Source organism: Pseudomonas fluorescens (assembly GCF_902497995.1).
GTDB classification, from domain to species: domain Bacteria; phylum Pseudomonadota; class Gammaproteobacteria; order Pseudomonadales; family Pseudomonadaceae; genus Aquipseudomonas; species Aquipseudomonas fluorescens_BK.
This window is the reverse complement of the sequence record NZ_CABVII010000017.1, coordinates 137142-162761: the sequence shown is the minus strand read 5'-3', so window position 1 is coordinate 162761 and position 25620 is coordinate 137142. Positions and strand designations below refer to the sequence as shown.

The window sequence follows — 25620 nt, the reverse complement described above, 5'->3', positions numbered from 1 at the left end:
ACCCGAATTTCTTGACGACCATAGAGCATTGGAACCACCTGATCCCATCCCGAACTCAGCAGTGAAACGATGCATCGCCGATGGTAGTGTGGGGTTTCCCCATGTGAGAGTAGGTCATCGTCAAGATTAAATTCCGAAACCCCTATCTGCGCATGCAGGTAGGGGTTTTGTTTTTGTCCGCAGGAAAGCCGCTGTGTGTAGGAGCGAGCTTGCTCCGGGCGGCGTTCCGACGACGGTCGCCAACGATGACGCTCACTTCCTGACACCCCCCATTGTCCTGAAGTTCCTGGCGCGTCGCGGGATGCATTCCCACGCGGAGCATGGGCACGATCAAGGCGGGGCAGCTTATCCGAGATCGACCTGGGCGAGTATTGCCGGCGCAAAGGGCCTTTACCCCGAGCAAATCACTGCTTGGTGACGCTGTGCGACAGCTCTGAGTACGCCCATCTGCCGCCGAGCCAGATCGTGCCGCGCCTGGCCGGTCAAGGGCGCTATCTGGCATCGGAGGCGACGTTTTATCGCGTCTTGCGTACAACATCAGGTGATGGGTTCCACGAGCGCGATCTTGTCATGTAGGTACAATATGTGGCGCGGGTATTGAAGGACGTGATCAGCCCACTACAGTGAGCGTGCGATACCGTTCGACCTTGATCGCAAAGGAGCAAACATGAATAGAATCATCCTGCCGGCGCTGGCCATTTTGATCGCGACACAATCCCCGGCGTACGCCATCAACGACAAGTACCGCAAACAGCTCGAGCAATCCGGCTGCACCCAGGTCAGCGAAACCCAAGGCTGCGATATCCACAAGACCAAGGCGGAAAACGCCAAGGCCGGATTCGCCAACCCCGCCACGGACAGCTCAAGCGCCCAGACCCCCTATGCCGGGCAGTGGGTGGCCAAGAGCGATTCAGGCGCCACCGTGGCCACCATCCGCATCGATGCCAAAGAACAAGTCTGGGTCAACGGCCAACGGGTGAATGCCAGACGCACCGATGGCACGCTGCAGTTTCGCCAGGGCAAGATCCTCTTCACCCTCCAGGACGATCGGCGACTGCAGAATGAGGACTACTGGACGGACAGCGATGCCGGGACCAAGGGACCGATTCAGATTGAGTAGCCGCTGAGGCGATTGCGTTGCAGGAAGCGTCGAAGTGCATTTAACAACAGGAGCGGCAAATGATTGACTTCAACAACAAGGGATTTTTCAAACTCAAGCAAAATGAAGAATACGCCGAACGCGTTTCCGCCCTTTTGCTCGACGGGGAACACGTCATCGACTCGTACAAATCCATGCGCGACGGCGTGGTCTTTACCAACAAACGCATCATCGCCGTCAACGTGCAGGGCCTCACCGGCAGCAAGAAAGACTTCACCTCGTTGCCGTACAAAAACATCGTGGCGTACTCGGTGGAAACCTCGGGCACGTTCGACCTGGATTCCGAGCTGGAGATCTATTTTTCATCGCTGGGAAAGGTGAAATTCGAATTCACCGGCAGGACATCGATGGTAGAAATCTCGAAGCTGATTTCCCAGCATGTGCTTTGAGCTGAGTATCGACAGCCCCGAAAGAGTTCGGGGCTAACAATGCCAGTCAGTTCACCGCAATCCCTGTGGGAGCGGGCTTGCCCGCGAAAGCGTCAGGTCAGCCAACATCAATGTTGAAAGTCCTGCCAAAATCCCAAGCAGTCCGCTCCCCATTTTTCAAAATCTACTCTTCAGACGTCGCCGTCGTCCGCTTAGGTGGAACTGTGGAAGGCCGATCCCGCGTGAGCACCTTCACCGCATCATCAACCACCGCCTTACTCATCGCCGTCAAATAATGCGCAGCCCAGGCGTGGCGGTCGGTGTCTCTGGCGTAGGCGGCATCTTCAGTGAGCGCCTTGGCGAGAAACAGAAAATCGGAAGCCATGGCTAACGCATCACCGAGGGGAACGCCGCGAGTGACGTGGAACAGGGCTTGGTCCGCGCAGTAGATGGCGGGTGTTAAACCGATGGTTTTCAGCTCTGATTGTTCGGTCATTGGCCACCTCCGATAACGGAGAGGGGGAGGGGGAGGGTGAATGGTGGGGCGATACGCAACTGGGAGTCGCGTTGAGGAAAAACCCAAATTTTGTACGGATTGATGCTGCGCATTATCAAACTCCTTGATATGAGGAGCTGCCACATTCGTTTCCACACGAATGGGTGACAGCTGTGCGCAGGGTGGAAAACCGGGAATCAAGGAAACCGGCACGCCCAAAGACGTCCCACGCACAGCCGCCATAACTCACGCCGCAGGCATAAAAAAAGCGCCGGCAGACGTGATGGGGGCGCTGTTGCGCCTTGAATTACACGGGTTTCCACACCCGGTCGCTGAATTGGCAGCGACGGTGGAAGGGTATCGCGCGCACCCCGTTACTGCAACTTTCAAACCCAGTTCTCTTTGAAAATTGCTAGCACCAGGCATCGCAGAGAATACCCCTACCGCTATTTCGGAATGGCCTGACAGCTAACCAAAGAGCTCTGTTTTAGGGTGCTCACAAGCGCCCTATCGTCAGCAATAGATCGTCACAAACCCGCATAAAGCCTAGTGTTTTCCGCGTTTTATGTGACTTATACATTGACGTGGTCATTAGGCTACGGCAGCATCAATCCCAATCGCGCCCGATCCTCTGGTGCTGGCTTAGTCCGGCATTACGTTCGGGCCTTCTTGTTTCTGGAACATGGAAGTTGCCTACCCCAGCCCGTCCGAAACCGTTCCGTACATACCCTGATATGGTTGCGCTGCTGGCCAGCAGGGGTATGCAAATCCATGACCCGTCTGGTTCAGAGCGCAAGCTCGCGCAGCTAGGGTATTACCGCCTCAGCGGATTTTGGTACCCGGCGCGGGAGTTCAAAATGAACGGCCTGCAGCAAGACGTTACCAATGCGAAATTCATTCTGAACAAATAGACTCAACCGTACACGGACCGTCGCGGTAATAGGCGGAACAAGTGGGCAGAGTGGAGCCAAAAGCAGCAATCGCACATTGCACGAAGTAAAGAGGACTGCATTCAGTGGCACTATCGAGCCGGCAAGTCCATACCCGTTTGGGTAGCGGTGGAAGCATGGGATTTCGGGGATCTCTCGGAGTTTTTCGAACTGCTCAATAGCAAGTATCAGAATCTCATCCTCGCGCGCGTCGGCTTGGACAACGCCAAGATGCTAAGTCGGTGGATGCAGCAGACGAGCCATTTGCGCAACCGCTGTGCGCACCATACCCGTATCTGGAATCAGGCTTCGGCTAACCCGTTAGCGGTACCTGACGACCGGTATTTTCAGACGCTGGGGCTGGATCCGCATGCACTCAAGCGGCTGTACGGGTTGGTTGCGGTCATGTGGTTTCTACAGAAGATCGCCCCAGCCTCGACTTGGATCAGCGAAGTCGCGGATCAGATCGACAGAAAGCCTGCTATGCCGGGCTGCACCTTCAAAGCGATGGGGTTCCCGGATGAGACCGGGTTCCCTCGGAAACTGTTCGGGATCTAGCTGGCTTCGGCGTAAAGCAAAAAATAAATTTGCCCCCTTTTTTCTTTTTTCCCTCTTTTTCCCCTTTTTTTGCCTAGGTTTTTTGAATATTAAATTTGGTTTTTATTCTATGTTGCCAATTTTGGTCTCAAAAAATGGTGGCCACTATTTTTTAAGGGGCGTGCCAGATAAGCAGGCGATTGTCTACTGTCAACTCTGACAGTAGACCAAAGTCCAAGGTTAACCATAAATTGAATGAAAGTGAGTGGGAGGTAGCTGCTCTTGATTAATCTAATGGTTATTAGGGAGAAAAAATGTCGAGTTCAGATGTTCGGGGGAGTGATAAGGCGGGTGAGCCTGATGAAAGTTACGGAAATAACGGTGTGTGTTTGCTAGAGGCGAACATTGGTCTGTATATATTCGACATGGCGGAAGGAAATAACGGATTTGAAAATCACTTTTACGTTACAGGGGTGAGGCGAGAGTCAGGTGGAGATAATTATTTCCTAGCTCGAATTACAGATAAGGGGGTGGTTGATCCAGGCTTTGGTGGGGGATATATATTTGGCTCATTTGCCACAAATCTGCCTTCCCAAGCTCTGAGCGTTTCTACGCTAACTGATGGACGGGTTCTGATATCGGGTACAGTCGCTAATTCTTATCCAGGCTTGGTCCGATTTAATATGGATGGAACACCCGACAAGACTTTTGGAGTCAACGGGTCAGTGGTTCTGGATTTTCTGAAAGAGTGTAACGTCGACGGAGAGGTGGTGGTTAAAGAGTCGGATGTCAGTGAGCGCCCCAGAAGCTCGGCTTCTGATGGATCGAACATGATTGTTTTTCCGGACGGATCAATATTGCTGGCCCATACCAACAGACACACTTCCCGAAAATGGCTTATCCGTCTTAAAGCTAACGGAAGTCTTGATCACGGTTTTCAGGGTGAGGGTTATGTTGATGTTACCAGAGCGAGTTCCCAGCGTATTGAAGGACTTGCTCTCCAGATAATCAATGGTGTTGAAAAGCTCGTGATAACGGGATATTTACGCATCCCGTATCCGAATGAATCAGGCTTTCTAGTTAAAGGTTTTATTTCTCGTTACGAAATCAATGGAGATCCTGATACTTCTTTTGGGGTGAATGGTTACGTAGAGTTGCAAGAGCCTGAAGAGTCAGAGTTGTGGGGTGTTGATATTCAGCAGGATGGAAAAATTTTAGCGATAGGCAGAACTCCGCCTCCTCATATTGGTGGCGGTGACCCATCGAGTGGACTCGTCGTTCGACTGAAAGAAGGCGGCGTCATTGAATTTATATCGCGCATTGAGAAGGGTCACGAACTTGAATGGATATCCGGTCTAGAACAGCGTGACAAAAAAATAGTAGTGGTTGGTTCTTATTGGGGGGGGGACGGAGGATTTGGCGTAGTGGGTCGTTATCTTGATAACGGGGGACCTGATACTGGGTTTGGTGGCAACTCAGATGGAATTGTCATTTTCCCAAGTCCGGGGATGGCGCGAGTGATCGCTGTGCAATCCGACGGTGCGCTTGTCGCCTGCGGCTCCGTCTCCAATAATGGCACTGGCACTCCTGCTATTTTACGGTTTTTAGGATGAGATTGATGTCGGTGCGTCTGTAGTGATGAATTCCTGTCGTTACTCCTTGATGAGCAGTAACGATAGGTGCCATATCAAGCGTTCATCACGTCGAGTTCTACACTCTAGTGTTTGCCGAGTTTTATGTGACTTACACATTTGACATGACCGGTGGGATACCGCGGCATCAACCCCAATCGCGCCCGATTCTCTGGTGCTGGTGCCGTCCGGCATTACGTTGGGGCCTTCTTGTTTCTGAAGGGAAGCATCTGCGTGCAACCCCTCCGAAGCCGTCCCGTCCATATACTGATTAGTTGCGCTGCTGGCCAGCAGGAATATGCATATCCATGTCCATCCCCTCGCAGGCTCCGTCGGGGTAGTCGGCCACCCAAACGAATCCTTACTGGATAGCTTTCAAATAATCCCTGAGCGTAATAAGCAGGTTATCAAGCTGCTCCATCGTCTGTGCACTACCAAAATCAGCTACGAGTCTATTCAACTCCCGTCCAAGGGGTTTCTCCGCACCGCCTAAAGCTTCCATCGCCAGGCACACACACGCACCCACTTTTTGCTGAATCCCCTCAACATCCCCCCGACGCACCAGCAACCCAAACACCTCCCGCTCATAATCACTCATCATCAAATCATCCCGCAGAATCGGACTCGAATCCTCCGTCTCATAAGCCAGCTTGAGGGAGAACAGGGCAACGGTTTCCAGCAGCAATTCCATGGGGGGAATCCTTGTGAAATGCTCCACCAGTGCGGGCGGCGTGGGCGAACAGCAAGATCAAAAGATCGCAGCCTTCGACAGCTCCTACCCGACTGCGGCGGGGCGGGGGTGGCTTTTTTGCAGACGAAAAAAAAGGCCTTGCAAAGCAAGACCTTTCTTAATTTTGGTGCCCCGAGGGAGACTCGAACTCCCACTTCTTGCGAAAACGGATTTTGAATCCGCCGCGTCTACCAATTCCGCCATCAGGGCTCAATGGCGGCGAAGTATAGAGATGAGATTACCGTTGGTCAATCAGGTACATGGAGAATTTTTGATATTTCCGCTAGACTTTGCGGCCCTGCTAGACGAACCCCATCATGCGCGTTGCTGACTTTACCTTCGAACTCCCTGATTCGCTGATCGCCCGCCACCCTTTGGCCGAGCGTCGCAACAGTCGCCTGTTGACCCTGGATGGGGTCAGTGGCGCCCTGGCACACCGTCAATTCACTGATTTGCTCGAGCATTTGCGTCCGGGCGATTTGATGGTGTTCAACAATACCCGGGTGATTCCGGCGCGGCTGTTTGGCCAGAAGGCTTCCGGCGGCAAGCTGGAAATTCTGGTGGAGCGGGTGCTGGACAGTCATCGCGTGCTGGCGCATGTGCGTTCCAGCAAGTCGCCCAAGCCGGGGTCGAAGATCCTGATCGACGGCGGTGGCGAGGCCCAGATGCTGGCGCGTCATGATGCGTTGTTCGAGTTGGGGTTTGCCGAAGAGGTGTTGCCGCTGCTCGATCGCGTCGGGCACATGCCGTTGCCGCCTTATATAGACCGCCCGGATGAAGGCTCGGACCGTGAGCGTTATCAGACGGTGTACGCCGAGCGTCTGGGCGCGGTGGCGGCGCCGACGGCGGGGCTGCATTTCGATCAGCCGCTGATGGAGGCGATTGCCGCCAAGGGCGTCGAGACGGCGTTCGTGACCTTGCACGTGGGTGCGGGCACGTTTCAGCCGGTGCGCGTCGAGAAGATCGAAGACCACCACATGCACAGTGAATGGCTGGAAGTCGGCCAGGACGTGGTGGATGCGGTTGCCGCCTGTCGCGCTCGTGGCGGGCGGGTGGTGGCGGTGGGGACCACCAGTGTGCGTTCCCTGGAAAGCGCGGCGCGCGATGGCGTGCTCAAGCCGTTCAGTGGCGACACCGACATCTTTATCTACCCGGGCCGGCCGTTTCATGTGGTCGATGCCCTGGTCACCAACTTTCATTTGCCCGAATCCACGCTGTTGATGCTGGTTTCGGCGTTCGCCGGTTATCCCGAAGCCATGGCCGCTTACAAAGCCGCCGTCGAGCATGGTTACCGCTTTTTCAGCTACGGTGATGCGATGTTTATCACCCGTAATCCGGCGCCGCGCGGCCCAGAGGAAACAGTATGAGTCGTATGTCGTTTGAACTGCTGGCCACCGACGGCAAGGCGCGTCGCGGTCGTTTGACCTTTCCACGCGGTACGGTAGAAACCCCGGCGTTCATGCCGGTGGGCACCTACGGCACGGTCAAGGGCATGCTGCCGCGGGATATCACCGCCACGGGCGCGGAAATCATTCTGGGCAACACCTTCCACTTGTGGCTGCGTCCTGGCACCGAAGTGATCAAGAAGCACGGCGACCTGCACGATTTCATGCAGTGGAAAGGCCCGATTCTGACCGACTCCGGTGGTTTCCAGGTGTTCAGCCTCGGCGCGATGCGCAAGATCAAGGAGGAGGGTGTGACTTTCGCCTCTCCTGTGGATGGCGCCAAAGTATTCATGGGCCCGGAAGAGTCGATGCAGGTCCAGCGTGACCTGGGCTCGGACATCGTGATGATTTTCGACGAATGCACGCCGTACCCGGCCGACGAAGATGTCGCTCGCGTATCGATGGAGCTGTCGTTGCGCTGGGCCCAGCGTTCGAAAAACGCCCATGGCGACAACACGGCGGCGCTGTTCGGCATCGTGCAGGGCGGCATGCACCAGGATTTGCGCATGCGCTCCCTGGAAGGCCTCGACAAGATCGGCTTCGATGGCTTGGCGATCGGCGGTCTGTCGGTGGGCGAGCCCAAGCACGAGATGATCAAGGTGCTGGACTACCTGCCGGGCCAGATGCCGGCTGACAAACCTCGTTACCTTATGGGCGTTGGCAAACCGGAAGATCTCGTGGAGGGTGTGCGCCGCGGTGTGGACATGTTCGATTGCGTGATGCCAACCCGTAATGCCCGCAATGGGCATCTGTTCATTGATACAGGCGTGCTGAAGATCCGTAACGCGTTCCATCGCCATGATGATTCGCCGCTGGATCCGACCTGCGATTGCTACACCTGCCAGAACTTCTCCCGTGCTTATCTGCATCACCTGGACAAGTGCGGCGAAATGCTGGGTAGCATGTTGAATACCATCCACAATTTGCGCCATTACCAGGTGCTTATGGCTGGTTTGCGCGAGGCTATTCAACAGGGTACATTGGCCGCCTTTGTCGATGCCTTCTACGCCAAACGCGGGTTACCTGTTCCGCCTTTGGACTGAGTTTTCTGACCCCAAGATTCAACATTTGCAACTGGAGTGCTAAATGAGCTTTTTTATCTCTAACGCCATGGCTGACGCCGCTGCACCTGCTGCTGGCCCGATGGGCGGCGGCTTTGAGTGGATTTTCCTGGTCGGTTTCCTGGTCATCTTCTACCTGATGATCTGGCGTCCACAGGCCAAGCGCGCCAAAGAGCAGAAAAACCTGCTGGGCAGCCTGCAAAAAGGTGACGAAGTCGTGACCACCGGCGGCATCGCCGGCAAGATCACCAAAGTGGCCGACGACTTCGTGGTTCTGGAAGTTTCCGACACCGTCGAAATGAAATTCCAGAAAGGCGCCATCGCCGCCACGCTGCCAAAAGGCACGCTCAAAGCGATCTAAGTTTCAACTTCTACTCAATCGACGGGGCGCGCAAGGCGCCCCGCGTCATAAGCGGGCGGCGTGATGCTGAACAAATACCCTCTGTGGAAATACATTCTGATCCTGGCGGTGCTGGCGGTCGGTCTGGTGTATTCCGCTCCCAATTTATACCCTGATGACCCGGCTATTCAGATCAGCGGTGCAAGCACTTCGCTGCAGGTCACTCAGGCTGATCTGGATCGTGTGAGCGCAGCGCTCAAGGAATCCGGGATCAACGTCAAGGCGGCCAGCCTGGCCGAGAACGGCAAGGGCGGTCTGCTTCGCCTGACCAAGGCTGAAGACCAGCTGCCGGCCAAAGACGTTGTACGCAAGGCATTGGGTGATGACTACGTCGTTGCACTGAACCTGGCGCAAACCACCCCGCAATGGCTGCGCAGCTTTGGCGCGCACCCGATGAAGCTGGGTCTGGACTTGTCCGGTGGTGTGCACTTCCTGCTGGAAGTGGACATGGACAAAGCCCTCGACGCGCGCCTGAAAGTCTACGAAGGCGACGTCAAGAGCCTGTTGCGTAAAGAGAAACTGCGCTATCGCAGCCTGCCGCAAGTCGACGGTGCCATTCAGCTGGGCTTCACCGATGAAGCAGCCCGCGAACAAGCCCGTGCCCTGATCCGCAAGAACTTCAACGATTTCGACATTGTTCCGGCCGACCTCAATGGCCAGCCGGTGCTGCGTCTGGCGATGACCCCGGCCAAGCTGGCGGAAATCCGCGAATACTCCATCAAGCAGAACTTGACCACGGTACGTAACCGCGTCAACGAGCTGGGCGTGGCCGAACCCATCGTTCAGCGCCAGGGCGCCAACCGCATCGTGGTTGAGCTGCCGGGCGTGCAGGACACCGCAGAAGCCAAGCGTATCCTCGGCAAGACGGCCAACCTCGAGTTCCGTCTGGCCGCCGAGCCGGGTGCTTCGAAGGCCACTTCCGAATCCTTCGAGTTCCGTGAAGGCAATCGTCCGCCGGCACAGATCGAGCGTGGCCTGATCATCACCGGTGACCAGGTCACCGACGCCAAGGCTGGCTTCGGCGAGCAAGGCACGCCTGAAGTGAACATCCGTCTGGATGGCCACGGTGGCGAGCTGATGAGTCGCGCGACGCGCAGCAACGTCGGTCGCAGCATGGCGGTGATCTTCATCGAACAGCGTCCGGTGACCACTTACGTCAAGAAAATGGTCAATGGCGTCGAGAAAGACGTGCCGGTGCAAACCTTCAAGGAAGAGAAGAAGATCATCAGCCTGGCGACCATCCAGTCGCCGCTGGGTGCTCAATTCCGCATCACCGGCCTGAACGGCCAGGGCGAGTCGTCCGAGCTGGCGCTGCTGCTGCGTGCCGGTGGTCTGGCGGCACCGATGTACTTCGCTGAAGAGCGCACCATCGGCCCGAGCCTGGGTGCCGACAACATCGTCAAGGGTGTCGATGCATCGCTGTGGGGCATGCTGTTCGTCTCGCTGTTCATCATCGCCATCTACCGCTTCTTCGGCATCATCGCCACCGTCGCGCTGGCGGTGAACATGGTGTTGCTGCTGGCCTTGATGTCGCTGCTGGGTGCCACGCTGACCCTGCCGGGTATCGCCGGTATCGTCTTGACCATGGGCATGGCGGTCGACGCCAACGTGCTGATCTTCTCGCGGATACGTGAAGAGATCGCGGCGGGCATGTCTGTGCAGCGGGCAATCAACGAAGGCTTCGGCCGGGCATTTACTGCGATTCTCGACTCCAACCTGACCACCTTGCTGGTCGGCGGGATTCTCTTTGCCATGGGCACCGGCCCGGTGAAGGGCTTCGCAGTGACCATGTCCCTCGGGATCTTTACCTCGATGTTCACGGCCATCATGGTGACCCGCGCGATGGTCAACCTGATCTTCGGCGGTCGTGACTTCAAGAAGTTGTGGATTTAAGGGGCTGCCATGTTACGTACAATCAACTTCATGGGCGTTCGCAACGTTGCGTTCGGCGTCACATTGCTCCTTACGGTTCTGGCGTTGTTCAGCTGGTTCAGCAAGGGCCTGAACTACGGTCTGGACTTCACCGGCGGTACGCTCATCGAGCTGACCTACGAGCGTCCGGCCGACGTCACCAAGGTGCGTGAGCAGCTGGCGACCTCGGGTTACAACGACGCCATAGTCCAGAGCTTTGGCGCGACCACCGATCTGCTGGTGCGCATGCCTGGCGAAGACCCGCAACTGGGTCACCAGGTGGCTGAAGCCCTGCAGAAGGCCGGCGGCGACAACCCGGCCGTGGTCAAGCGCGTCGAGTTCGTCGGCCCGCAGGTCGGTGAAGAGCTGCGCGACCAGGGCGGCCTCGGCATGCTGATGGCGCTGGGCGGCATCATGCTCTACCTGGCGTTCCGCTTTCAGTGGAAATTCGCGGTCGGCGCCATCGTTTCGCTGATCCATGACGTGGTGGTGACCCTGGGGATCCTTTCGTTCTTCCAGATCACCTTCGATCTCACGGTGCTGGCGGCGGTGCTGGCGATCATCGGTTACTCGCTGAACGACACCATCGTGGTATTCGACCGGGTTCGTGAGAACTTCCGTGTGCTGCGCAAGGCGACCCTGATCGAGAACATCAACATCTCGACCACGCAAACCCTGCTGCGGACCATGGCCACTTCGATCTCCACCCTGCTGGCGATCGGCGCGCTGTTGATCTTCGGCGGTGACAACCTGTGGGGCTTCTCCATCGCGCTGTTTGTCGGTGTGATGGCCGGTACCTATTCGTCGATCTACATCGCCAACGTGGTGTTGATCTGGCTGAACCTGAGTACCGAAGACCTGATTCCACCGGTGGCTACCGAGAAGGAAATCGACGACCGTCCTTGAAGGAACATTCCTCCAGCGGTGTCATCCAAAAAGGCGCGAGTTGAACTCGCGCCTTTTTTTATGCTCCAAGGCTGGGAGAAGCGCGGGCGCGTCCCGCATGAGATGGTCAGGAGGTTCATGTGAACAAGTCGATGCTGGTTGGTGCGGTATTGGGTGCTGTCGGTGTGACTGCCGGGGGTGCTGTGGCCACCTACAGCCTGGTTAAAAGCGGTCCTGAGTTTGCTCAGGTTCTAGCCGTTGAACCGGTCAAGACACAAATCAAGACGCCACGTGAAGTGTGCAAGGACGTAGCAGTGACCCGGCAGGCGCCGGTCAAAGATCAACACCAGATTCTCGGTACCGCCATCGGTGCCGTTGCGGGTGGTTTGCTCGGTAACCAGGTCGGCGGCGGTACGGGCAAGAAAATTGCCACGGTGGCCGGTGCGGTCGGTGGCGGTTACGCGGGTAACAAGGTGCAGGAAGGTATGCAGAATCGCGATACCTACACCACGACCCAGACTCGCTGTAACACGGTGAATGACATCAGTGACAAGGTTGTAGGCTACGACGTGCGTTATTCGCTGTATGGCAAGGAAGGCAAGGTGCGGATGGATCGGGATCCGGGTAATCAGATTCCGGTGGACAAGGAAGGTAAGCTGATTCTGTCGCAGAATGAGCCGGCTCAGTAAGAGCTGAAATTCAGATTCCAAAAGAAGCACCCTGCGGGGTGCTTTTTTTGTGCCCGGAATACTGGTTCGAAGTCACCACAAACCCCTGTGGGAGCGGGCTTGCTCGCGAAAGCGGTGTGTCAGCGGCACAGATGCTGACTGACACACCGCTTTCGCGAGCAAGCCCGCTCCCACATTTAATCGTCGGCGTTTTCGAACCCGTATTCCGGGCATAAAAAAGCACCCCGCAGGGTAATGCCTGTCAGTTAAGGGTAAATCGGACCTGTAGGAGCCAGGCTTGCCGGCGAAGGCGTCCTTAAGAGCGCCTTCGCCGGCAAGCCTGGCTCCTACAGAAAAGCGGCTCATTCGCTTAACTGACTGGCATTGCCCCGCAGGGTGCTTTTTTGTGGCGGCTCGCTTAGCGTTTCAGCGAAGCCGGCAGGTGCGGCTGGATCGCCGTCAGCACTGCCTTGAAGCACTTGGTGTTACCGGCAACGACGTGGCCTTTCTCAAGGAAGTCGTGACCGCCGGTGAAGTCGCTCACCAAACCGCCTGCTTCCTGGATCAGCAGGGCGCCTGCCGCCATGTCCCATTCGGACAGGCCCGACTCCCAGAACGCGTCGAAACGGCCGGCGGCCACGTAGGCCAGGTCCAGGCTCGCCGAACCGGCGCGGCGGATGCCGGCAGTCTGGCCTACCAGGGCGCGGAACATGCCCAGGTAGTTGTCGAGGTTGTCCATCTGGTCGTCACGGAACGGGAAGCCGGTGCCCAGCAGGGCGCCATCCAGGCTGGTGCGACCGCTGACGCGCAGGCGACGACCGTTCAGTTGAGCGCCGCGACCACGGCTGGCGGTGAATTCTTCCTGGCGAACCGGATCCAGGACGACGGCGTGTTCCAGGCGGCCGCGGTATTTGCAGGCGATGCTGACCGCGAAGTGAGGAATGCCGCGCAGGAAGTTGGTGGTGCCGTCCAGCGGATCGATGATCCACAGGTATTCTTCGCCTTCGATCCCGTTGCCGGCGTGCATGCCGGTTTCTTCACCCAGGATCGAGTGGTTCGGGTAGGCCTTGCGCAGCGCGTCGATGATTTTCTGCTCGGCGGCGCGATCCACCTCGGACACGTAATCCTTGGCGTCTTTTTCGTCGACCTTGATGGTATCCAGGCGCTCGATGGAGCGGAAGATCAATTCACTGGCGCTGCGGGCGGCGCGCAGCGCGATATTCAGCATGGGCTGCATGGATGTGTCACCTAAGGTTGTTAAAGAAAGCCGGGCATTCTACTCAGAAAGTTTCTACAGGTGAAGGACAGTGTGCGCTTTCATAGCTTAACGGTAGGAGGAACTGTAAGATTTGCTCCCCTTTGATGTGTTCGAGAGTGCCTCCCGTGCTGCAAAACATTCGTGTCGTCCTGGTCAATACCAGCCACCCCGGGAATATCGGCGGGGCTGCGCGTGCCATGAAGAACATGGGCCTGTCGCGGCTGGTGCTGGTCGAACCGCGGTTGTTCCCGCACCACGAAGCCGATGCCCGTGCTTCCGGTGCCGGAGACATCCTTGAAAACGCGCAAGTCGTCGCCACCCTGGAAGATGCCCTGGTCGGCTGCAACCTGGTGCTCGGCACCAGCGCCCGTGATCGGCGCATCCCCTGGCCGCTGCTCGATCCGCGCGAATGCGGGGTGAGGGTGGTCGAGGAGGCTGCGCAAGGCGCCGAAATTGCCCTGGTGTTCGGTCGTGAAGACTCCGGCCTGACCAATGACGAGCTGCAACGATGTCATTATCACGTGCACATCCCGTCAGATCCCGAGTTCAGTTCGCTGAACCTGGGGGCGGCGGTGCAGGTGTTGAGCTATGAAGTGCGCATGTCCTGGCTGGCGGCCCAAGGTCAGCCGAGCAAGGTGGAAAAGGATGAAGTGGCGTCCACCAAGAGTGGTGAACTGGCGACCATGGATGAGCTGGAGCGATTCTATGAGCACCTGGAGCAGACCCTGGTGGCCATCGAATTCCTCGATCCGGAAAAACCGCGGCACTTGATGGCGCGCCTGCGCCGGTTGTACGGACGCAGTTCGGTCAGCCGGGCGGAAATGAATATATTGCGTGGCATCCTCACGGAAACCCAGAAAGCGGCCCGTGGCGAGCTTCTAAAGCGGAAGGATTAATGATGTTCGAGCGTTTGCGTGAAGATATCCAGAGTGTTTTCCATCGTGACCCGGCGGCGCGTAACGCATTTGAAGTCCTGACCTGCTACCCGGGCATGCACGCCATCTGGATTCATCGGCTGTCGGCGGCCTTGTGGCGCGCAGAGCTGAAATGGCTGGCACGGCTGGTGTCGAACTTTGGTCGCTGGTTGACCGGGATCGAGATTCATCCGGGGGCCAAGGTGGGTCGTCGGTTCTTTATTGACCATGGCATGGGCATTGTCATCGGGGAAACGGCCGAGATCGGCGACGATGTCACCCTTTATCAAGGTGTCACGCTCGGCGGCACCAGCTGGAATAAAGGCAAGCGGCACCCGACTCTGGAAGATGGCGTCGTGGTTGGCGCTGGTGCCAAGGTGCTCGGCCCGTTCACCGTCGGTGCGGGGGCCAAGGTTGGTTCCAATGCCGTGGTGACCAAGGCGGTGCCCGCCGGGGCGACTGTTGTTGGCATTCCGGGGCGGATTATCGTCAAATCCGATGAAGAGCAGGACGCCAAGCGCAAGGCCATGGCCGAGAAGATCGGTTTCGATGCCTATGGTGTTGGCGAAGACATGCCGGATCCGGTGGCTCGCGCCATTAACCAGTTACTCGATCATCTGCAGGCGGTTGATGGGCGTCTAGAGGGGATGTGCGGGGCGTTGAAGGATCTGGGCAGTAATTACTGTGCGAAAGATCTGCCTGAGCTGCGCGAGGAGGATTTTGCGTGTGTGAAGGATAAGGATCAGAGTCAGGCCAGTTAAACTGCGTCGCTCCCTTCGCGGGCAAGCCTCGCTCCTACAGGATTCGCGCAACCCCCTGTAGGAGCGAGGCTTGCCCGCGAAGAACGATAACGCGGTACTGCTGGCTGTTACAGGCCAGCCTTTGCTATGATGCCGCCGCTCTTTTGCGGCTAATCCTGACTAAAGCACTAGGTCTTATAGTTGACTTAAATACTCGGGAATTGCATACTCGCCCCATTCCGAACTCCGTGGTAATTGTCCATGCGACTGACTACAAAAGGCCGATACGCCGTCACCGCCATGCTTGACCTGGCGTTGCACGCGCAGCACGGGCCGGTGTCCCTGGCCGATATCTCCGAGCGCCAAGGCATCTCCCTGTCCTACCTCGAACAGCTGTTCGCCAAGCTGCGTCGCAGCAACCTGGTCTCCAGCGTCCGCGGTCCGGGCGGCGGCTACCAGCTGTCGCGCGACATGCAGGGCATCCAGGTGGCCCAGGTGATCGATGCGGTGAACGAATCGGTCGATGCCACCAAGTGCCAGGGCCAGGGCGATTGCCATCACGGCGATACCTGCCTGACCCACCATTTGTGGTGCGATCTCAGCTTGCAGATTCACGAATTTCTGAGCGGTATCAGCTTGGCTGACCTTGTCACTCGCCGTGAGGTACAAGAAGTAGCCCAGCGTCAGGATCAGCGCCGTTGCAACAGCAAGGCGCCGCGCCTGGACAAGATTGAAGCGTCCGCCGTCGAATGACAGCCAAAGAGCTAGCGGTGCGCCAGCCAGCCTGATTTAGGAGATAGTCCATGAAATTGCCGATTTACCTTGATTACTCTGCGACCACCCCGGTTGATCCGCGTGTCGCGCAAAAGATGAGTGAATGCCTGCTGGTCGACGGAAACTTCGGTAACCCGGCGTCCCGTTCCCACGTGTTCGGCTGGAAAGCTGAAGAGTCCGTCGAAAACGCCCGTCGCCAGGTCGCTGACCTGGTCAACGCCGACCCGCGTGAAATCGTCTGGACCTCCGGCGCCACCGAGTCCGACAACCTGGCAATCAAGGGTGCGGCGCATTTCTATTCCACCAAAGGCAAGCACCTGATCACCACCAAGATCGAGCACAAGGCTGTCCTCGACACCATGCGCCAACTGGAGCGTGAAGGTTTCGAAGTGACCTACCTCGAGCCTCGCACCGATGGTCTGGTGACTCCGGAGATGATCGAAGCTGCCCTGCGTGACGACACCATCCTGGTTTCGGTCATGCACGTGAACAACGAAATCGGCACCATCAACGACATCGAAGCGATCGGCGAACTGTGCCGCTCCAAGGGCATCCTGTTCCACGTCGACGCCGCTCAGTCCACCGGCAAGGTCGAGATCGACCTGCAGAAGCTGAAAGTCGACATGATGTCGTTCTCTGCCCACAAGACCTACGGCCCTAAAGGCATCGGCGCGCTGTACGTCAGCCGCAAGCCGCGTGTGCGCATCGAAGCGACCATGCACGGCGGCGGTCACGAACGTGGCATGCGCTCCGGCACCCTGGCGACCCACCAGATCGTCGGCATGGGCGAAGCCTTCCGTGTAGCCAAGGAAGACATGGCGGCCGAGAACGTGCGCATCAAAGCCCTGAGCGACCGTTTCTTCAAGCAGGTCGAAGACCTGGAAGAGCTGTACGTCAACGGCAGCATGACCGCCCGCGTTCCGCACAACCTGAACCTGAGCTTCAACTACGTTGAAGGCGAGTCGCTGATCATGGCGCTCAAGGACCTGGCGGTTTCGTCCGGTTCGGCCTGCACCTCGGCTTCCCTTGAGCCTTCGTACGTACTGCGCGCCCTGGGCCGCAACGACGAACTGGCACACAGCTCGATTCGCTTCACCTTCGGCCGTTTCACCACCGAAGAAGAAATCGACTACGCCGCGCAGAAGGTCTGCGAGGCCGTTACCAAGCTGCGCACCTTGTCGCCGCTGTGGGACATGTACAAAGACGGTGTCGACATTTCGAAAATCGAGTGGGCGGCACACTGATTTCAAGTCGCCGCAAAACAGCCCTGCAAACCCTCGGGTGCAGGGCTTCAAGAGCGACTCTCTGATGAGTGAGGATTAAGAATCATGGCTTACAGCGAAAAGGTCATCGACCACTACGAAAACCCGCGCAACGTCGGCAAGATGGACGCGGAAGATCCTGATGTCGGCACCGGCATGGTCGGCGCTCCGGCGTGCGGCGACGTGATGCGCCTGCAGATCAAGGTCAACGACGCCGGCATCATCGAAGATGCCAAGTTCAAGACCTACGGCTGCGGTTCGGCGATCGCCTCCAGCTCCCTGGCGACCGAGTGGATGAAAGGCAAGACTCTGGATGAAGCAGAGACCATCAAGAACACTCAGCTGGCTGAAGAACTGGCCCTGCCGCCAGTGAAAATTCACTGCTCCGTACTCGCTGAAGACGCCATCAAGGCGGCCGTTCGCGACTACAAGCAGAAGAAAGGCTTGATCTGACTTTCAAGAGTTGGCGACGAACAAGGAGTCACCGATGGCTATCAGCATGACAGAAGCGGCTGCTCGACACGTGCGACGCTCCCTCGACGGGCGCGGCAAAGGTGAAGGGATTCGTCTGGGTGTTCGCACCACGGGCTGTTCCGGCCTTGCCTACGTGCTGGAGTTTGTCGACGAGGTGGTTGCAGAGGACCAGGTGTTCGAAAGTCACGGCGAAAAAGTGATCATCGACCCGAAAAGCCTCGCTTACCTGGACGGCACCGAGCTCGATTTCGTCAAGGAAGGGTTGAACGAAGGCTTCAAGTTCAACAACCCCAACGTACGCGGTGAATGTGGCTGCGGCGAAAGCTTCAATATCTGAGGCTTCTTGTGGGTACTCCTTGTCATTTCGCTTTATTTGAGCTGCAACCGAGTTTCAATCTGGACCTCGATCAGCTGGCCACGCGCTACCGTGAGTTGGCGCGCGGTGTTCATCCCGACCGCTTTGCCGACGCTTCCGAGCGAGAGCAGCGGCTGGCGCTAGAGCAATCCGCGAGCCTCAACGAGGCCTACCAGACGCTCAAGAATCCCCCCAAGCGCGCGCGTTATCTGCTCGCCATGGGCGGTCGCGAGCTGCCGCTGGAGGTCACGGTGCATGATCCGGCGTTCCTTCTGCAGCAGATGGAGCTGCGTGAAGAGCTCGAAGACCTGCAAGACAGTGCCGACATGGCCGGTATTGCAGCGTTCAAGCGTCGCCTGAAAACCGCTCAGGATGAACTGAACCAAAGCTTCGCAGCCTGTTGGGATGATGCCGCGCAACGTGAACAGGCCGAACGCCTGATGCGACGCATGCAGTTCCTCGACAAGCTCACCTACGAAGTGCGCCAGCTGGAAGAGCGCCTCGACGATTAACCCAGTGCCGCTCCGGTCGCACGCCTGATATACAGATAAGTCCTGATAACGATGGCCCTACTGCAGATCGCCGAACCCGGCCAAAGTCCTCAACCGCACCAGCGTCGTCTGGCTGTGGGGATCGACTTGGGCACTACCAATTCGCTGGTCGCTGCCTTGCGCAGTGGTCTTTCCGAGCCTCTGGCCGACGCTGACGGGCAGGTCATCCTGCCGTCTGCGGTGCGCTATCACGCTGATCGCGTTGAAGTGGGCGAATCCGCCAAGCTGGCTGCCGCCTCCGATCCCTTGAACACCGTGCTATCGGTCAAGCGGTTGATGGGTCGTGGTCTGTCCGACGTCAAGCAGCTTGGTGATCAACTGCCGTACCGTTTTGTCGGTGGCGAGTCGCACATGCCGTTCATCGACACGATCCAGGGCCCGAAAAGCCCGGTCGAAGTCTCCGCCGATATCCTCAAGGTGCTGCGCCAGCGCGCCGAGGCTGCGTTGGGTGGCGAACTGGTCGGTGCGGTGATCACCGTTCCGGCCTATTTCGACGATGCCCAGCGTCAAGCCACCAAGGACGCGGCAAAGCTGGCCGGTCTGAACGTGCTGCGTTTGCTTAATGAGCCAACCGCTGCTGCTGTGGCTTATGGTCTGGACCAGCATGCCGAAGGCCTGGTGGCGATTTATGACCTGGGTGGCGGTACGTTCGATATTTCCATTCTGCGCCTGACCGGCGGTGTGTTCGAAGTCCTGGCCACCGGCGGCGACAGTGCGCTGGGCGGCGATGATTTCGACCATGCGATCGCTCGCTGGATCATCGAGGGCGCTGGCCTGTCGGATGACCTGGATCCGGGCGTGCAGCGCCATCTGTTGCAAATTGCCTGCGCGGCCAAAGAAGCGCTGACCCATGCCTCGTCCGTTGAAGTCACTTACGGTGACTGGAAAGCCGAGCTGACTCGTGAAGCCTTCGACACGCTGATCGAGCCGATGGTCGCCCGCAGCCTGAAAGCCTGCCGCCGGGCTGTGCGTGATTCCGGTATCGAACTGGAAGAAGTGCACGCCGTGGTCATGGTGGGCGGCTCGACCCGCGTGCCTCGCGTTCGCGAAGCTGTCGCTGAAGCCTTCGGTCGCCAACCGCTGACCGAAATCGATCCGGATCAAGTGGTGGCCATTGGTGCCGCGATCCAGGCCGATACCCTCGCCGGCAACAAGCGCGACGGTGACGAATTGCTGCTGCTTGACGTGATCCCGTTGTCCCTGGGGCTGGAAACCATGGGCGGCCTGATGGAGAAGGTGATTCCGCGCAACACCACCATCCCCGTCGCCCGGGCGCAGGACTTCACGACGTACAAAGATGGCCAGTCGGCCATGGCGATCCATGTGCTGCAGGGCGAGCGCGAGCTGATCAGCGACTGCCGCTCCCTGGCGCGTTTCGAATTGCGCGGCATTCCGGCGATGGTGGCCGGTGCGGCGAAGATTCGCGTGACCTTCCAGGTCGATGCCGACGGGCTGCTCAGTGTCTCGGCCCGCGAACTGGGTTCGGGCGTTGAAGCGAGCATCCAGGTCAAGCCGTCCTACGGCCTGACCGACGGCGAAATCGCCAGGATGCTCAAGGATTCGTTCCAGCACGCCAATGACGACAAGGTCGCCCGTGTCCTTCGTGAACAGCAGGTCGATGCCCAGCGCTTGATCGAAGCGGTGCAGGCCGCCCTCGATGTTGACGGCGAGCGTCTGCTCGACGCCGAAGAGCGCATGGTCATCGAGTTGCAGATGCAGGAACTGACCGAATTGATGAAAGGCACCGATGGTTACGCCATCGAGCAGCAGACCAAGCGTCTGTCGCAAGTGACCGATGCTTTTGCTGCCCGCCGCATGGATTTGACGGTGAAAGCCGCTCTATCGGGGCGCAACCTGAATGAAATCGAGGATATCTGATGCCGCAGGTCATTTTTCTGCCACACGAGAAGTTTTGCCCTGAGGGCATGGTTGTGGAGGCCGCGACCGGTACGTCCATCCTCGAACTGGCTCATGAGCACCACATCGAGATGGAAAGCGCCTGTGGAGGCGTCTGCGCCTGCACCACCTGCCACTGCATCATCCGCGAGGGTTTCGACTCGCTGGAAGAGGCGGATGAGCTGGAAGAAGACTTTCTTGATCGGGCCTGGGGCCTGGAGGCGCAATCGCGTCTAGGCTGTCAGGCGATCGTCGGGACTGAAGACCTGACGGTCGAAATTCCGAAATATTCGCTCAACCATGCGGCCGAAGCGCCGCACTGATTCAAGGAACCGACATGAGTCTGAAATGGGTTGATGTGCTGGAAATCGCGATCCAGCTGGCTGAATCCAGGCCGGAAGTGGACCCGCGTTACGTGAACTTCGTCGATCTGCACCAATGGGTGCTGGCATTACCGGAGTTCAGCGATGATCCGACCCGCGGTGGCGAGAAGGTGCTTGAAGCCATTCAGGCCGCCTGGATCGAAGAAGCCGATTGATTCGGCACCGTACGCAGTTAGGCAATACCCAAGAACCCGCGTATAATTCGCGGGTTTAATTTTTCACAAATTACCGTTTCTGGAGTTACACCATGGCTGTTCAACGTACTTTCTCCATCATCAAGCCTGACGCTGTTGCAAAAAACGTTATCGGCGAGATCACCACTCGTTTCGAAAAAGCTGGCCTGCGCGTTGTAGCTTCGAAACTGAAGCAACTGTCCAAAGCCGAAGCTGAAGGCTTCTACGCTGAGCACAGCGCTCGTGGTTTCTTCGGCGACCTGGTTGCTTTCATGATCTCCGGTCCGGTTGTCGTTCAGGTTCTGGAAGGCGAAAACGCTATCGCTCTGAACCGTGAGCTGATGGGCGCTACCAACCCTAAAGAAGCTGCTGCCGGCACCATCCGTGCTGACTTCGCTGATTCGATCGACGCCAACGCCGTACACGGTTCGGACTCCGAAGCCGCTGCTGCCCGCGAAATCTCGTACTTCTTCGCAGCTACTGAAGTAACCACTCGCTAAGCATTGGCTTAAGAGTGAAGGTGAATCCATGACTACATCGACTGTTAAAACTAACCTGCTGGGTCTGACTCAGCTGGAAATGGAAAAATTCTTCGACTCAATCGGGGAGAAGCGTTTCCGTGCCGGTCAGGTAATGAAATGGATTCACCACCTTGGCGTCGATGATTTCGACGCCATGACGAACGTCAGCAAGGCCTTGCGCGACAAGCTCAAGGTGATTGCCGAAGTTCGCGGCCCCGAAGTGGTCAGCGAGGATATCTCCACCGACGGCACCCGTAAGTGGGTGGTGCGCGTGGCATCCGGCAGCTGCGTCGAGACCGTGTACATTCCCCAGGGCAAACGCGGCACTCTGTGCGTTTCGTCCCAGGCAGGCTGTGCCCTGGATTGCAGTTTCTGCTCCACCGGCAAGCAAGGTTTCAACAGCAACCTCACCGCCGCCGAAGTCATCGGCCAGGTGTGGATTGCCAATAAATCGTTCGGCAGCATCCCGGCGACCGCCGACCGTGCCATCACCAACGTAGTGATGATGGGCATGGGTGAGCCGCTGCTGAACTTCGACAACGTCGTGGCCGCCATGCACCTGATGATGGATGACCTGGGCTATGGCATCTCCAAGCGCCGCGTCACCCTGTCCACTTCGGGCGTGGTGCCGATGATCGATGAGCTGTCCAAGCACATCGACGTCTCCCTGGCGTTGTCGCTGCACGCACCCAATGACGCATTGCGTAACCAATTGGTGCCGATCAACAAGAAGTATCCGCTTAAGATGCTGCTCGAGTCGTGCCAGCGCTACATGTCGTCCCTGGGCGAAAAGCGCGTGCTGACCATCGAGTACACCTTGCTCAAGGACATCAACGACAAGGTTGAACACGCGGTCGAGATGATCGAGTTGCTCAAGAACATCCCGTGCAAGATCAACCTGATTCCGTTCAACCCGTTCCCGCATTCCGGTTACGAGCGTCCGAGCAACAACGCGATTCGCCGGTTCCAGGATCAGCTTCACCATGCCGGCTTCAATGTCACCGTGCGCACCACCCGTGGTGAAGACATCGATGCCGCGTGTGGCCAATTGGTAGGGCAGGTGCTGGATCGCACCCGTCGTAGCGAACGTTATATCGCCGTGCGCGAGTTGAGCGCCGAAAACGATATTGCACAGAACGCTGCGAACAGTAATTAAGAGAGGATCTCTATGTCCCTGCGCTTGGCGCTGCTGTTGCTGGTGGCCAGTCTGTGTACTGGTTGTGTCCTGTCGGGCGATTTCAACCCGATGAAGACCAGCAAGGGCCGTGATGAAGCGCGGGTCGCCTATGTGCAATTAGGGCTTGGCTACCTGCAGCAGGGCATGACCGAACGCGCCAAGGTGCCGTTGAAGAAGGCTTTGGAGCTGGATAGCTCGGATCCCGACGCCAATGCGGCGCTGGGTCTGGTGTTCCAGGCGGAGATGGAGCCGGAACTGGCCGACCAGCATTTTCGCAAGGCGCTGTCCGGCCGTCCCGACGATGCGCGAATCCTCAATAACTACGGCAGTTTTCTTTTCGAACAGAAACGTTACAAAGAGGCTTACGAGCGCTTCGAGCAGGCCGCCGCCGATACCCTGTATCCTGAGCGTTCGCGAGTATTCGAAAACCTGGGCATGACCGCTTCCAGGCTTGGCCAGCGTGACCTGGCCCAGCAACAACTGGAAAAAGCCCTGCGCTTGAACCGCCAACAGCCACGTGCCTTGCTGGAAATGGCTGAGTTGTCTTACGAAGACAGGCATTATGTGCCCGCGCGTGACTATTACGACCGTTTCAGCCAGCTCACCGAGCAAAATGCACGTAGTCTATTGCTCGGCGTCCGGCTGGCAAAAGTGTTTGAAGATCGCGACAAGGCTGCCAGTTTTGGCCTGCAATTAAAACGACTCTATCCCGGTACGCCGGAATATCAGCAATACCTGTCGGAGCAATGATGAAAGCGGCGCATCCCGAAGTTGTAGCAGCGAATCGCGTTAATCCCGGTGAGACTTTGCGCCAGGCTCGCGAAAGCAAAGGCTGGTCGCTGGCCGAAGTGGCCCTCAAGCTCAACCTCACCGTCAATTCCCTGAGCAATCTGGAAGCCGGCGCTTTCGACAAGCTGCCGGGGCATACCTTTGCCCGCGGTTACATTCGCACCTACGCCAAATTGCTCGGCATGGATCAAACCGTGCTGGTGCAACAGTTCGACCAGTCCACCGGCACCGACTCCCAGGGCAGCAACGTCCACAGCCTGGGTCGTATCGAAGAGCCGGTCCGGGTGTCCCACACCATTTTGCGGATTGTCAGCCTGCTGTTGCTGATCGCGGTGATCGGTGGCGGTTTTATCTGGTGGCAGGATCAGACTTCGTCGCGCACCAAGGATCAGGTCAGTCTGAGCCCGGAGCACGTTGAAGTCGAAGGCGCCGATGGCACGACCCAGATCCATCCGCTGGACGAGCCGGAAGACCAGGCCGTCGCGCAGGGCGAGGCCGAAGGCACCACTGCGCTCGTCTTGCCGCAAGCCGAGACCGCGGCTGACACCTCGACCGCAACTGAAGCCACCGCGCCCGCTGCTCCAGCGCCTGCTCCAGCGCCTGCTGCACCCGCGCTCGGCACCGCGCCGATTGTCGCCACGCCGGCAACGCCAGCTCCCGCGGTGCCCGCTGTACCGGCACCTGTGGTGACCGCTCCGGTGGCGCCGACCGTTCCGGCTCCAGCCGCGGCGGCTCCGGTGGCCGCCCAGGGCCAGGTTCAACTGAAGTTCACCGCCGATTGCTGGACCTTGGTCACCGACGGTACCGGCAAGGTGCTGTTGAGTGGTCTCAAGCGTAAAGGCGAAAACGTTTCCGTCAGCGGCAAGCCACCCTTTTCCGTGCGCCTGGGCTTTGCCCGTGGCGCGCAGGTCAGCTATAACGGGCAGGTGGTTGATGTCGCTCCGTTCACCAGTGGCGAGACTGCTCGCCTGAAGTTGGGTCAATAAGTCATGCACGGCGAATCTCCAATCAAACGTCGCGAATCCCGCAAGATCTGGGTCGGTAACGTGCCTGTGGGCGGCGATGCACCTATCGCGGTGCAGAGCATGACCAACAGCGACACCAATGACGTGGCCGCCACCGTGGCCCAGATCAACCGCCTGGAAGCCGCCGGCGTCGATATCGTGCGCATTTCGGTGCCGGATATGGACGCCGCCGAAGCGTTCGGCAAGATCAAGCAGCTGGTCAAGGTGCCCTTGGTGGCCGACATCCACTTCGACTACAGGATCGCGCTGCGCGTGGCCGAGCTGGGCGTTGACTGCCTGCGGATCAACCCGGGCAACATCGGTCGCGAAGACCGTGTGCGCGCGGTGGTCGATGCCGCCCGTGATCGCGGGATTCCGATCCGGATCGGCGTCAACGCCGGTTCCCTGGAAAAAGACCTGCAAAAGAAATACGGCGAGCCGACCCCGGCCGCGCTGGTCGAGTCTGCCTTGCGCCACGTCGAGCACCTCGAGCGCCTGAACTTCCAGGACTTCAAAGTCAGCGTGAAGGCTTCCGACGTGTTCATGGCCGTTGCTGCCTACCGCTTGCTGGCCAAGGAAATCGTCCAGCCGCTGCACCTGGGCATCACCGAAGCCGGTGGTTTGCGTTCAGGCACGGTGAAATCCGCCGTGGGCCTCGGTATGCTGCTCGCCGAAGGGATTGGCGATACTATTCGCATCTCGTTGGCGGCCGACCCGGTCGAGGAAGTGAAAGTCGGCTACGACATTCTCAAATCCCTGCACCTGCGTTCCCGTGGCATCAACTTCATCGCCTGCCCGAGCTGCTCGCGGCAGAACTTCGATGTGGTCAAGACCATGAACGAACTGGAAGGGCGCCTCGAAGACCTGCTGGTGCCGCTGGATGTCGCGGTCATCGGCTGCGTGGTCAACGGGCCGGGCGAAGCCAAGGAAGCCCATATCGGCTTGACCGGCGGCACGCCCAACCTGATTTACATCGACGGCAAGCCGGCGCAGAAACTGACGAATGACAATCTGGTGGATGAGCTTGAACGCTTGATCCGCCAGAAAGCGGCCGAAAAGGTCGAAGCCGACGCTGCCGTCATCGCGCGTGGCTGAGCCTGACTGAAGAGCCGAACGAATTTAAGGATTT

General features: G+C 58.2%; 27 protein-coding genes, 1 tRNA gene, 1 rRNA gene and 1 pseudogene. 26 read left to right on the top strand and 4 right to left on the bottom strand.

What is annotated here, in order from left to right:
- Positions 1-10 precede the first annotated feature (10 nt).
- The 3 genes from rrf to F8N80_RS20335 all read left to right on the top strand — a co-directional run bounded on the left by rrf (position 11) and on the right by F8N80_RS20335 (position 1548).
- Positions 11-126 (top strand): 5S ribosomal RNA (rrf, locus tag F8N80_RS20345).
- Positions 127-667: 541 nt separating this feature from the next.
- Positions 668-1120 (top strand): hypothetical protein, encoded by a 453-nt coding sequence (locus F8N80_RS20340; protein ID WP_150784577.1) that lies wholly within the window; start codon positions 668-670, stop codon positions 1118-1120.
- Positions 1121-1179: 59 nt separating this feature from the next.
- Positions 1180-1548, top strand: a complete 369-nt coding sequence (locus F8N80_RS20335) for a PH domain-containing protein (protein WP_150748538.1) — start codon at positions 1180-1182, stop codon at positions 1546-1548.
- Between the two features lie 163 nt (positions 1549-1711).
- On the opposite strand, the gene F8N80_RS20330 is transcribed toward F8N80_RS20335, so the two are convergent.
- Positions 1712-2023, bottom strand: coding sequence for a DUF3077 domain-containing protein (locus F8N80_RS20330; protein ID WP_150784576.1), 312 nt, complete (start codon positions 2021-2023; stop codon positions 1712-1714).
- A 944-nt stretch (positions 2024-2967) separates the two neighbouring features.
- On the opposite strand from F8N80_RS20330, the pseudogene F8N80_RS20320 reads away from it, so the two are divergent.
- Both F8N80_RS20320 and F8N80_RS20315 read left to right on the top strand, forming a co-directional pair.
- A pseudogene (locus F8N80_RS20320) lies at positions 2968-3510 on the top strand (Abi family protein); the annotation flags it as partial.
- A 293-nt stretch (positions 3511-3803) separates the two neighbouring features.
- The gene (locus F8N80_RS20315; RefSeq protein ID WP_150784575.1) at positions 3804-5102 is read left to right on the top strand and encodes a delta-60 repeat domain-containing protein; all 1299 of its coding nucleotides are present in this window, start codon (positions 3804-3806) and stop codon (positions 5100-5102) included.
- A 379-nt stretch (positions 5103-5481) separates the two neighbouring features.
- Here F8N80_RS20315 and F8N80_RS20310 read toward each other — a convergent pair whose 3' ends face one another.
- Positions 5482-5811, bottom strand: coding sequence for a hypothetical protein (locus tag F8N80_RS20310; protein ID WP_150784574.1), 330 nt, complete (start codon positions 5809-5811; stop codon positions 5482-5484).
- Positions 5812-5975: 164 nt separating this feature from the next.
- Positions 5976-6060, bottom strand: a tRNA-Leu gene (locus F8N80_RS20305).
- Between the two features lie 107 nt (positions 6061-6167).
- Between F8N80_RS20305 and queA the strand changes: the two genes are divergently transcribed.
- The 6 genes from queA to F8N80_RS20275 all read left to right on the top strand — a co-directional run bounded on the left by queA (position 6168) and on the right by F8N80_RS20275 (position 12241).
- Positions 6168-7217, top strand: a complete 1050-nt coding sequence (gene queA, locus F8N80_RS20300; protein WP_150748546.1) for a tRNA preQ1(34) S-adenosylmethionine ribosyltransferase-isomerase QueA — start codon at positions 6168-6170, stop codon at positions 7215-7217.
- Between the two features lie 5 nt (positions 7218-7222).
- Positions 7223-8338, top strand: coding sequence for a tRNA guanosine(34) transglycosylase Tgt (gene tgt, locus F8N80_RS20295; RefSeq protein WP_162130630.1), 1116 nt, complete (start codon positions 7223-7225; stop codon positions 8336-8338).
- Between the two features lie 43 nt (positions 8339-8381).
- A complete protein-coding gene (gene yajC / locus F8N80_RS20290; protein ID WP_053214538.1) occupies positions 8382-8717 on the top strand; it encodes a preprotein translocase subunit YajC in 336 nt (111 codons plus the stop codon).
- A 63-nt stretch (positions 8718-8780) separates the two neighbouring features.
- On the top strand, positions 8781-10649 hold the full coding sequence (secD, locus tag F8N80_RS20285; protein ID WP_150748548.1) for a protein translocase subunit SecD: 1869 nt from the start codon (positions 8781-8783) through the stop codon (positions 10647-10649).
- A 9-nt stretch (positions 10650-10658) separates the two neighbouring features.
- Positions 10659-11573 carry a protein translocase subunit SecF gene (gene secF, locus F8N80_RS20280; protein WP_150748549.1) on the top strand — a complete coding sequence of 305 codons (915 nt, stop codon included), beginning with the start codon at positions 10659-10661 and terminating at the stop codon, positions 11571-11573.
- Positions 11574-11692: 119 nt separating this feature from the next.
- Positions 11693-12241 carry a glycine zipper 2TM domain-containing protein gene (locus F8N80_RS20275; RefSeq protein ID WP_150784573.1) on the top strand — a complete coding sequence of 183 codons (549 nt, stop codon included), beginning with the start codon at positions 11693-11695 and terminating at the stop codon, positions 12239-12241.
- 397 nt (positions 12242-12638) lie between these two features.
- Here the strand turns inward: F8N80_RS20275 and suhB are convergent, their stop codons facing one another.
- Positions 12639-13457 (bottom strand): type III secretion system regulator SuhB, encoded by an 819-nt coding sequence (gene suhB, locus F8N80_RS20265; RefSeq protein WP_092278434.1) that lies wholly within the window; start codon positions 13455-13457, stop codon positions 12639-12641.
- 146 nt (positions 13458-13603) lie between these two features.
- Between suhB and trmJ the strand changes: the two genes are divergently transcribed.
- The 15 genes from trmJ (at position 13604) to ispG (ending at position 25586) form a co-directional block, all read left to right on the top strand.
- Positions 13604-14374: a tRNA (cytosine(32)/uridine(32)-2'-O)-methyltransferase TrmJ gene (trmJ, locus tag F8N80_RS20260; protein WP_150784571.1), complete on the top strand. Its 771-nt coding sequence runs from the start codon at positions 13604-13606 to the stop codon at positions 14372-14374.
- 2 nt (positions 14375-14376) lie between these two features.
- Positions 14377-15153 (top strand): serine O-acetyltransferase, encoded by a 777-nt coding sequence (cysE, locus tag F8N80_RS20255; RefSeq protein WP_064679566.1) that lies wholly within the window; start codon positions 14377-14379, stop codon positions 15151-15153.
- A gap of 240 nt (positions 15154-15393) precedes the next feature.
- Entirely contained in the window at positions 15394-15885 is a 492-nt protein-coding gene (gene iscR / locus F8N80_RS20250) for a Fe-S cluster assembly transcriptional regulator IscR (protein ID WP_150748552.1), read from the top strand.
- Between the two features lie 50 nt (positions 15886-15935).
- On the top strand, positions 15936-17150 hold the full coding sequence (locus F8N80_RS20245) for an IscS subfamily cysteine desulfurase (protein ID WP_150748553.1): 1215 nt from the start codon (positions 15936-15938) through the stop codon (positions 17148-17150).
- An 84-nt stretch (positions 17151-17234) separates the two neighbouring features.
- Positions 17235-17621 (top strand): Fe-S cluster assembly scaffold IscU, encoded by a 387-nt coding sequence (gene iscU, locus F8N80_RS20240; RefSeq protein WP_007974006.1) that lies wholly within the window; start codon positions 17235-17237, stop codon positions 17619-17621.
- A gap of 34 nt (positions 17622-17655) precedes the next feature.
- Complete coding sequence (gene iscA / locus F8N80_RS20235; RefSeq protein WP_003227904.1) at positions 17656-17979, top strand: iron-sulfur cluster assembly protein IscA; 324 nt, start codon at positions 17656-17658, stop codon at positions 17977-17979.
- Between the two features lie 8 nt (positions 17980-17987).
- Positions 17988-18509: a co-chaperone HscB gene (gene hscB, locus F8N80_RS20230; protein ID WP_150784570.1), complete on the top strand. Its 522-nt coding sequence runs from the start codon at positions 17988-17990 to the stop codon at positions 18507-18509.
- A gap of 51 nt (positions 18510-18560) precedes the next feature.
- Positions 18561-20426 (top strand): Fe-S protein assembly chaperone HscA, encoded by a 1866-nt coding sequence (gene hscA / locus F8N80_RS20225; protein WP_150784569.1) that lies wholly within the window; start codon positions 18561-18563, stop codon positions 20424-20426.
- Positions 20426-20767 (top strand): ISC system 2Fe-2S type ferredoxin, encoded by a 342-nt coding sequence (fdx, locus tag F8N80_RS20220; protein WP_150748556.1) that lies wholly within the window; start codon positions 20426-20428, stop codon positions 20765-20767. Before hscA ends, fdx begins: the two co-directional genes overlap by 1 nt.
- 14 nt (positions 20768-20781) lie before the next feature.
- Entirely contained in the window at positions 20782-20982 is a 201-nt protein-coding gene (iscX, locus tag F8N80_RS20215) for a Fe-S cluster assembly protein IscX (protein WP_007903597.1), read from the top strand.
- A gap of 92 nt (positions 20983-21074) precedes the next feature.
- The gene (ndk, locus tag F8N80_RS20210) at positions 21075-21500 is read left to right on the top strand and encodes a nucleoside-diphosphate kinase (RefSeq protein WP_007916882.1); all 426 of its coding nucleotides are present in this window, start codon (positions 21075-21077) and stop codon (positions 21498-21500) included.
- Positions 21501-21528: 28 nt separating this feature from the next.
- A complete protein-coding gene (gene rlmN / locus F8N80_RS20205) occupies positions 21529-22677 on the top strand; it encodes a 23S rRNA (adenine(2503)-C(2))-methyltransferase RlmN (protein WP_150748557.1) in 1149 nt (382 codons plus the stop codon).
- Positions 22678-22689: 12 nt separating this feature from the next.
- Positions 22690-23448 carry a type IV pilus biogenesis/stability protein PilW gene (gene pilW, locus F8N80_RS20200; RefSeq protein ID WP_150784568.1) on the top strand — a complete coding sequence of 253 codons (759 nt, stop codon included), beginning with the start codon at positions 22690-22692 and terminating at the stop codon, positions 23446-23448.
- Entirely contained in the window at positions 23448-24473 is a 1026-nt protein-coding gene (locus tag F8N80_RS20195) for a RodZ domain-containing protein (protein ID WP_150784567.1), read from the top strand. The genes pilW and F8N80_RS20195 overlap by 1 nt, the downstream gene beginning before the upstream one ends.
- Before the next feature lie 3 nt (positions 24474-24476).
- A complete protein-coding gene (gene ispG, locus F8N80_RS20190; protein WP_150747933.1) occupies positions 24477-25586 on the top strand; it encodes a flavodoxin-dependent (E)-4-hydroxy-3-methylbut-2-enyl-diphosphate synthase in 1110 nt (369 codons plus the stop codon).
- Positions 25587-25620 lie beyond the last annotated feature (34 nt).

Excerpts from the sequence above, each read along its gene's own strand:
- F8N80_RS20330 (WP_150784576.1), bottom strand. The coding sequence starts at position 2,023 with ATGACCGAACAATCAGAGCTGAAAACCATCGGTTTAACACCCGCCATC.
- F8N80_RS20335 (WP_150748538.1), top strand. The coding sequence starts at position 1,180 with ATGATTGACTTCAACAACAAGGGATTTTTCAAACTCAAGCAAAATGAA.
- fdx (WP_150748556.1), top strand. The coding sequence starts at position 20,426 with ATGCCGCAGGTCATTTTTCTGCCACACGAGAAGTTTTGCCCTGAGGGC.
- pilW (WP_150784568.1), top strand. The coding sequence starts at position 22,690 with ATGTCCCTGCGCTTGGCGCTGCTGTTGCTGGTGGCCAGTCTGTGTACT.
- ndk (WP_007916882.1), top strand. The coding sequence starts at position 21,075 with ATGGCTGTTCAACGTACTTTCTCCATCATCAAGCCTGACGCTGTTGCA.
- cysE (WP_064679566.1), top strand. The coding sequence starts at position 14,377 with ATGTTCGAGCGTTTGCGTGAAGATATCCAGAGTGTTTTCCATCGTGAC.
- iscX (WP_007903597.1), top strand. The coding sequence starts at position 20,782 with ATGAGTCTGAAATGGGTTGATGTGCTGGAAATCGCGATCCAGCTGGCT.
- rlmN (WP_150748557.1), top strand. The coding sequence starts at position 21,529 with ATGACTACATCGACTGTTAAAACTAACCTGCTGGGTCTGACTCAGCTG.
- iscU (WP_007974006.1), top strand. The coding sequence starts at position 17,235 with ATGGCTTACAGCGAAAAGGTCATCGACCACTACGAAAACCCGCGCAAC.
- yajC (WP_053214538.1), top strand. The coding sequence starts at position 8,382 with ATGAGCTTTTTTATCTCTAACGCCATGGCTGACGCCGCTGCACCTGCT.
- F8N80_RS20340 (WP_150784577.1), top strand. The coding sequence starts at position 668 with ATGAATAGAATCATCCTGCCGGCGCTGGCCATTTTGATCGCGACACAA.
- ispG (WP_150747933.1), top strand. The coding sequence starts at position 24,477 with ATGCACGGCGAATCTCCAATCAAACGTCGCGAATCCCGCAAGATCTGG.
- F8N80_RS20315 (WP_150784575.1), top strand. The coding sequence starts at position 3,804 with ATGTCGAGTTCAGATGTTCGGGGGAGTGATAAGGCGGGTGAGCCTGAT.
- F8N80_RS20310 (WP_150784574.1), bottom strand. The coding sequence starts at position 5,811 with ATGGAATTGCTGCTGGAAACCGTTGCCCTGTTCTCCCTCAAGCTGGCT.
- hscA (WP_150784569.1), top strand. The coding sequence starts at position 18,561 with ATGGCCCTACTGCAGATCGCCGAACCCGGCCAAAGTCCTCAACCGCAC.
- secF (WP_150748549.1), top strand. The coding sequence starts at position 10,659 with ATGTTACGTACAATCAACTTCATGGGCGTTCGCAACGTTGCGTTCGGC.
- iscR (WP_150748552.1), top strand. The coding sequence starts at position 15,394 with ATGCGACTGACTACAAAAGGCCGATACGCCGTCACCGCCATGCTTGAC.
- F8N80_RS20195 (WP_150784567.1), top strand. The coding sequence starts at position 23,448 with ATGAAAGCGGCGCATCCCGAAGTTGTAGCAGCGAATCGCGTTAATCCC.
- tgt (WP_162130630.1), top strand. The coding sequence starts at position 7,223 with ATGTCGTTTGAACTGCTGGCCACCGACGGCAAGGCGCGTCGCGGTCGT.
- queA (WP_150748546.1), top strand. The coding sequence starts at position 6,168 with ATGCGCGTTGCTGACTTTACCTTCGAACTCCCTGATTCGCTGATCGCC.
- F8N80_RS20245 (WP_150748553.1), top strand. The coding sequence starts at position 15,936 with ATGAAATTGCCGATTTACCTTGATTACTCTGCGACCACCCCGGTTGAT.
- secD (WP_150748548.1), top strand. The coding sequence starts at position 8,781 with ATGCTGAACAAATACCCTCTGTGGAAATACATTCTGATCCTGGCGGTG.
- suhB (WP_092278434.1), bottom strand. The coding sequence starts at position 13,457 with ATGCAGCCCATGCTGAATATCGCGCTGCGCGCCGCCCGCAGCGCCAGT.
- iscA (WP_003227904.1), top strand. The coding sequence starts at position 17,656 with ATGGCTATCAGCATGACAGAAGCGGCTGCTCGACACGTGCGACGCTCC.